Raw genomic sequence first — 6247 nt, 5'->3', positions numbered from 1 at the left:
GACGGGCCCCATCGCCCAGATGTTGAAGAGTGAGCCTGCCTGCGCTGCCCCATGTCGTCGCGTGAAAAACGCCACCCTTTGCCATGATTAGGCCGCAGGCGGCTTCAACTCCGACAGGCTGCTAGCCTTCCAGCGCTGTTTCGGCTGTTTGCCGTGCATAGCGCGATGGCCTCTGGCGCTTGTGGCCCGCCGCCCGCTACGCGACAATCGCCGCCTTTGATTTCTCTGACAGGTGCGAAGCTTGAACGCAGAGTTGCGCCGTAGGGCCTATCTGGACGCCATGCAGGTGACATGCTGGCTGCCACGTAGCCTGTTGCCGTTCGCCGCTCCGTCCCGCCCGGAGCTGCTGGCGCTGGACCAGGCGTTGGCGGAGCCCGACACGGCAGCCGCGGCCACTGACGTGCCTGTCGCAAGCATCGCTGTCGCCGTCGATGTTGCCGAGCGCCCCGTGCCCGGTGAACCCCCCCGTCCTCAGCCCGAACGGGTCGCCCGCCCGCAGCCGGTGGCCGCGCCGCCGGTGGCGGAGGTCGCCGAAGCCGTCGCACGCGAGACGCCGAAGGCGCCGCCGCCGCGTTTCGCCCTGCAATTGCTGCGCGCCGGCAGTTGCCTGCTGCTGGTGGAACTGCCCACCGGCGAGCCGTTCCAGAGCCGTGATCCGGGCTATGTGCTGCTCAAGGACATCCTGCGCGCGGGCGGCTTGCCCGATCGGCCGCAACAGGTCGGCGATGGCGAGCCGATTCGCTGGCCCTTGCTGCATCGCGGCAGTCTCGACCAGGGGGCCGAGGCGGCGCGCGACTATGTGCAGGGTGTGCTCATGGCCGAGCTGGAACAGATGGGCTGTGACTGTCTGTGGCTGGTCGGCGGCGCGGCCCTGCGCTTTGCCGGCGAGGTCGAGGACGATGCCTGCTGGCGTGAGCTGGATATCGACGGTATCGGGCGGGCGCTGGCGCTACCGGGGCTGGAGGCATTGATGGAAGAGCCGGCCAGCAAGGCCGAATTGTGGCGGATGCTCAAGCGCAGCATGCCGCGCTGGGTAATGGGGTCATGAACGATAACCTGACGTTTCGCCGTATGACCGAGGCGGATATCGATGAAGTGCTGAGAGTCGAGTACGCCGCCTTCAGCCATCCCTGGACGCGTGGCACCTACAGCGACAGCCTGAAGAGCTACGAGTGCTGGCTGATGTTCGAAGGCAGCCAGCAGGTGGGGCATGGGGTGATCAATGTGATCATCGACGAGGCGCACCTGCTCAACCTGACGGTCAAGCCGGAGAGCCAGGGGCGCGGCCTCGGCCTGCGCCTGCTGGAACACCTGATGGCGCGGGCGCGGGCGCGTGGTGCGCACGAGTGCTTTCTCGAGCTGAGGGCCAGCAACCACCCGGCTTATCGCCTGTACGAGCGCTTCGGCTTCAACGAGATAGGGCGCCGCCGGGATTACTACCCTGCCGTGGACGGGCGGGAGGATGCATTGGTCATGGCCTGCACGCTGCTGGACTGATGCGCTCCGGGCTGGATGGGGCTTCTCTGCCGGGCTGCTGCTGTCTGCCGGGGCAATCGTTTCCACTGTCGAGTCCCCGTTTGCAATGACGGGGTTATGAGGTCTGCATGGTTCTTTCGCGGCAAGGGCTGGCTTTCGCCGGCCTGGTTCTGGCCATCCTGCTGTGGAGCGGCAATGCCCTGGTGGGGCGTGCCTATCATGAGGATATCCCGCCGCTGAGCCTGTCCTTCTGGCGCTGGAGCCTGGCTTCGGCGTTGCTGCTGCCGTTCGTCGCGCGCTCGATCTGGCGCCACCGCCAGGCGCTGCTGGCCGCCGGCTGGCGCTTGCCGGTGCTGGCCGCCGTGGGCATCGCCAGCTACAACTCGCTGCTCTATACCGCCGCCCAGAGTACTCCGGCGATCAATCTCACCCTGGTCGGCACCTGCCTGCCGCTGGCGACCTTCGTCGGCGCCGGGGTGTTGCTCGGCGAATGGCCCGCGCGGCGTGCTTGGGTCGGCCTGGTGGTGGCGCTGCTGGGGCTGTGCTATCTGATCAGCCGTGGCAGCCTGGAGGTGCTGACTTCGCTGTCGTTCGCCGGGGGCGACCTGATCATGCTGCTGGCGGTGCTGGTCTGGGCTACCTATACGTTGCTGCTGAGGCGCTGGAGGCGTTACCTGACGGTGCCGCCGCTGACGTTGCTCGGCGTGCTGATGCTGCTCGGGCTGCCGTGCATCCTGCCTTTCTACCTGCTGGAACTGAGCCTGCGCGGTGGCTTCGCGGTCACGCCGGGCAATCTCGCGGCGATCGCCTACACGGCGGTGTTCGCTTCGCTGGTGGCCTATCTGGCCTGGAACCACGGTGTCAGCGTGCTCGGCGCGGCGGCGGCATCGCTGACCAATTACCTGATGCCGGTGTTCACCGCGTTGCTCGGCTGGGTGCTGCTGGGCGAGCCGCTGCAGTCCTATCACCTGGTCGGCGGCGGGCTGATCTTCGCCGGGCTGCTGGCGACCCGGCGCGCCTGACGGCGGGATCAGTCGCTTTTGCGCGTGCCTTCGCGGGTGGCCATGACCTGGTCGATACGGTAACTGTCGACATCCATCACTTCGAAGGTATAGCCGCCCCAACTGACCCGGTCGGTACGCCGTGGCACCCGCCGCAGCATGGTCATGAGGAAGCCCGCCAGGGTTTCGTATTCGTCCTCGTGCAGCATGCTGTCGATATTCAGGGCGCGGCGCACATCCTGGATCGGCGTGATGCCGTCGATCAGCCAGGAGTTCTCGTCGCGCTGGACGATCTGCTCCTCGTACCAGGGCGAGACCAGGTCGCCCATGACGATGCTCATCACATCGTTGAGGGTGATCAGGCCGACCACCAGGCTGTATTCGTTGACGATCAGGGCGAAGGTCTCGCCGGCCTGGCGGAACTGCGCGAGCATCTCCGCCAGGCTCAGGCGGTCCGGCACCACCAGCAGCTTGCGGATCAGCGAGGGGTCCTCGAAGGAGATCGGGGTACCGCTGAGTACACGCTGGAACAGGTCCTTGAGCCTGACGTAGCCGATGATGTGGTCGATATCGCCGTCACAGACCGGGTAGAACGAATAGGGATCGTCGGCGATCCTGGTGCGAACCAGTGCCTCGATGTCATCGCGCAGGAAGTAGGCGATGGCGTCGCGCTGGGTCATGGCGCTGGGCAGGGTGCGGGTGTCCAGCTCGAAGATATTCTCGATCACCTGCTGCTCGCTGGCGGCCAGGGAGCCAGACTGGGCGCCGGCCTGGGCCATGGCCAGGATATCGTCCGGGGTGATGCTGTCGTCGCGCTTCTGTGGCAGGCCGGACAGGCGGATCAGCCCGTTGGCCAGCCAGGCGTAGACCAGTACCAGGGGCTTGAGCAGGCGGCTGAGCATCAGCATCGGGCGTATGACACGCACGGCCAGTCGCTCGGGGGCGGCCATGCCGATCTGCTTGGGCACCAGGTCGGTGATGACGATGAAGATCGAGGTGGTGAGCACGAACGAGACGATGAAGCCCAGGGTGGCTGCCGGGGCCGGCTCCAGCAGGTATTCGAGCCAGGCGCTGAAGATCGGGCTGAAAAAGCCTTCGCCGACGATACCGCCGAGGATGGCCAGGGCGTTCACGCCGATCTGCACCACGGTGAAATAGTGGCCCGGTTGTTCCTGGACCTGTATGACCTGGATGGCCCGAGGGTCGCCTTCGTCGGCCATCTGGCGCAATCTCAGGCGGCGAGAGGCGGCCAGGGTGATTTCGGCGACGGAGAAGAACGCGCTGACGAGGATCAGCAGGGCAAGCAGGGAAATACTCTGGGCGACACTCATGATGGACTTGCGTTGTGGATAAGCCCCGGAGGGTAGCATGAACATGTTACAGCGGGCGCAGCCGGAAGCTGGAAGCTCGATTCCCGCAGGGCGCACCCTGAAGCGGCTTCAAGCTTCAAGCTTCAGGTTCGTGGCTTGGCACTACCCATTCAATGCAGCAGCACCTCGATCACGCCATCGGCGCTGAGGGATATCTGGCGGGTGCCGGCTTCCACTTCCGGTATGGGTGCCGCATCCATCGAGGCCTTCATGGCCGAGGCGCGCATCACCGGTGTGTAGTAGCCACCGCCATTGCTGTTGAGGTTCAGGTTGACCAGCTTGTAATCCTTGCCGCCCAGCGACTGGGTGACGATCTGGGCGCGGGCCTTGAAGGCCGCCACGGCGTCCTTGTAGAGCGCGTCTTCGTTCTGCCGGCGCAGATTGTCGGAGACGCTGAACTGCATGCCGCCCAGTTTCAGGGTCTGCGTCAGCTCGCCGGTCAGCCTGGACAGTGCGGCGAAGTCGCTGCTTTCCAGTTGCAGTTCGGCGCGTTCGCGCCAGCCGGTGATTTTCTGGCCGTTTTCCTCGTAGACCGGATAGCTGCTGCGATTGCCGGTCTTGACCGTGATGGCCTTGTCCTGGCGTGCGCGCTCGAGGGCCTTGTTCAGTGCCTCGGTAGTCTCGGCTGCCAGCCTGGCCGGGTCCTTGTGCTGGGCTTCGCTGTAGAGGGTGACATGCATGCGGTCCTGGGCGACTTCGCTGCTCACTTCCGCCCGTAGCGAAACCAGGTTGTAGCGGGGGGCATCGGCGAAGGCGCAACTGCTGCCCAGGATGGCGGCCAGCAACAGCAGGGGAGTCGGGCGGTATCTGAAAGACATGGGGAAAATTCCTTGCAGGAAGCGGAAAGGGTACCTGGGTTGCCAATCGGGTGCATCGTTTCAGCCCGGGGCTACAGGGTGGTCGCGCTATGCCGTTATTCACCGGCAAGGTGCTTCGATAAAAGCGCTGGAGGTTGGAAAGCTGGACGAAAAACACCGGTTGCCACGCTCCTTCGTCCAGCTTCGAGCGCTGTTTTCGGCTGTTTGCCGCGCATAGCGCAATCGTCCTGCCAGGATTATGCGGCGTGTTGACGCATGAGCCGGGCGATGCGCTTGGTTATACTCGCGCCATCGTTGGAGTCTTCATGCACGCATCCGTTCATTCGTTCTCTGCCAGTCGCCAGAACCTGCGGCTGCTGACCCTGATCCGCTGCCTGGTCCTGGCGGCCCAGGCCGGTGCCGTGGGGCTGGCCTATGTGACCGAACTGCTGACCCTGCCCTGGCTGGCGCTGGGCATCACGCTGTCGGTTTCCGCGCTGTTGTGTCTGGGCACGGCCATACGTCTCTACGGCCCCTGGCCGGTGACCGATCTCGAGTACGCGGCGCACCTCGCCTGCGACCTGCTGATACACAGCGCGCTGCTCTATTACTCGGGCGGCTCGACCAACCCGTTCGTCTCCTACTACCTGGTACCGCTGACCATCGCCGCGGCAACCCTGCCCTGGCTCTATTCCATCGTCCTCTCCGGGCTGGCGCTGCTGGGCTATACGCTGATGCTGGTGTGGTACGACCCGGTCAACGTGCCGCCGCTGGATCGTTCCACGCTGCTGGTCTACGGCATGTGGCTGAGCTTTGCCCTGGCGGCGGCGTTGATCACCTTCTTCGTGACGCGCATGGCCGAGGAACTGCGCCGCCAGGAGCAACTGCAGTCGCAGCGGCGCGAGGAAAGCCTGCGCGACCAGCAACTGCTGGCCGTGGCTACCCAGGCCGCCGGCGCGGCCCATGAGCTGGGTACGCCGCTGGCGACCATGAGTGTCTTGCTCAAGGAACTGCGACAGGAGTACAAGGACCCGGGGTTGCAGGAGGACCTGGGGTTGCTGCAATCCCAGGTGCAACTGTGCAAGGACAGCCTGCAGCAACTGGTGCGTGCCGCCGAGGCGGATCGCCGCCAGGCCATTCAGGAGCAGACGGCACGCGAGTGGGTCGAGACCGTGTTGCAACGCTGGCACCTGATGCGGCCCGAAGCCACCTACCGCTTTCAGTGCGTGGGGGTCGGCAGCCCGCCGCATCTGATGCCGCCCGCGGATCTCAGCCAGTCATTGCTCAACCTGCTGAACAATGCGACCGATGCCTGCCCGGACGACCTGGAGATTCGCCTGGACTGGAACGAACAGTGGCTCAAGCTGAGTATCCGCGATCATGGCGCGGGTGTGCCGCTGGCGATTGCCGAGCAGATCGGCCGGCCCTTCATCACCACCAAGGGTGGCAGGGGCTTCGGCCTCGGGCTTTTTCTCAGCCAGGCCAGCGTGACACGTGCTGGCGGTACGGTGAAACTCTACAATCACGAAGATGGCGGTACTCTGACCGAGTTGCGCCTGCCTCACGGCTCGGTTCGAGTCTGATCGCGAACACTGCGAGGAAT

Annotated in this window: 6 protein-coding genes; 4 read left to right on the top strand and 2 right to left on the bottom strand. The window is 65.1% G+C overall.

The genetic code is table 11. The annotated features are described in order from the left end of the window. Positions 1-241 precede the first annotated feature (241 nt). From DNJ95_RS08470 to DNJ95_RS08460, 3 genes are all read left to right on the top strand, one after another. On the top strand, positions 242-1048 hold the full coding sequence (locus DNJ95_RS08470) for an energy transducer TonB (protein ID WP_131184280.1): 807 nt from the start codon (positions 242-244) through the stop codon (positions 1046-1048). Next, positions 1045-1497 carry a ribosomal protein S18-alanine N-acetyltransferase gene (gene rimI, locus DNJ95_RS08465; protein ID WP_131184279.1) on the top strand — a complete coding sequence of 151 codons (453 nt, stop codon included), beginning with the start codon at positions 1045-1047 and terminating at the stop codon, positions 1495-1497. Before DNJ95_RS08470 ends, rimI begins: the two co-directional genes overlap by 4 nt. Before the next feature lie 107 nt (positions 1498-1604). Continuing rightward, entirely contained in the window at positions 1605-2498 is an 894-nt protein-coding gene (locus DNJ95_RS08460) for a DMT family transporter (RefSeq protein WP_131184278.1), read from the top strand. Between the two features lie 8 nt (positions 2499-2506). Here DNJ95_RS08460 and paeA read toward each other — a convergent pair whose 3' ends face one another. Beyond that, entirely contained in the window at positions 2507-3808 is a 1302-nt protein-coding gene (gene paeA, locus DNJ95_RS08455) for a polyamine export protein PaeA (protein WP_131184277.1), read from the bottom strand. Between the two features lie 149 nt (positions 3809-3957). Next, positions 3958-4665, bottom strand: coding sequence for an SIMPL domain-containing protein (locus DNJ95_RS08450; RefSeq protein WP_131184276.1), 708 nt, complete (start codon positions 4663-4665; stop codon positions 3958-3960). 305 nt (positions 4666-4970) lie between these two features. Between DNJ95_RS08450 and DNJ95_RS08445 the strand changes: the two genes are divergently transcribed. Further along, positions 4971-6227 carry an ATP-binding protein gene (locus DNJ95_RS08445; protein ID WP_131184275.1) on the top strand — a complete coding sequence of 419 codons (1257 nt, stop codon included), beginning with the start codon at positions 4971-4973 and terminating at the stop codon, positions 6225-6227. Positions 6228-6247: the final 20 nt, after the last annotated feature.

The organism is Stutzerimonas kirkiae (genome assembly GCF_004327335.1).
GTDB classification, from domain to species: Bacteria; Pseudomonadota; Gammaproteobacteria; order Pseudomonadales; family Pseudomonadaceae; genus Stutzerimonas; species Stutzerimonas kirkiae.
Note: the sequence above shows the minus strand (reverse complement) of the source record. Positions and strands in the feature narration are given on the sequence as shown.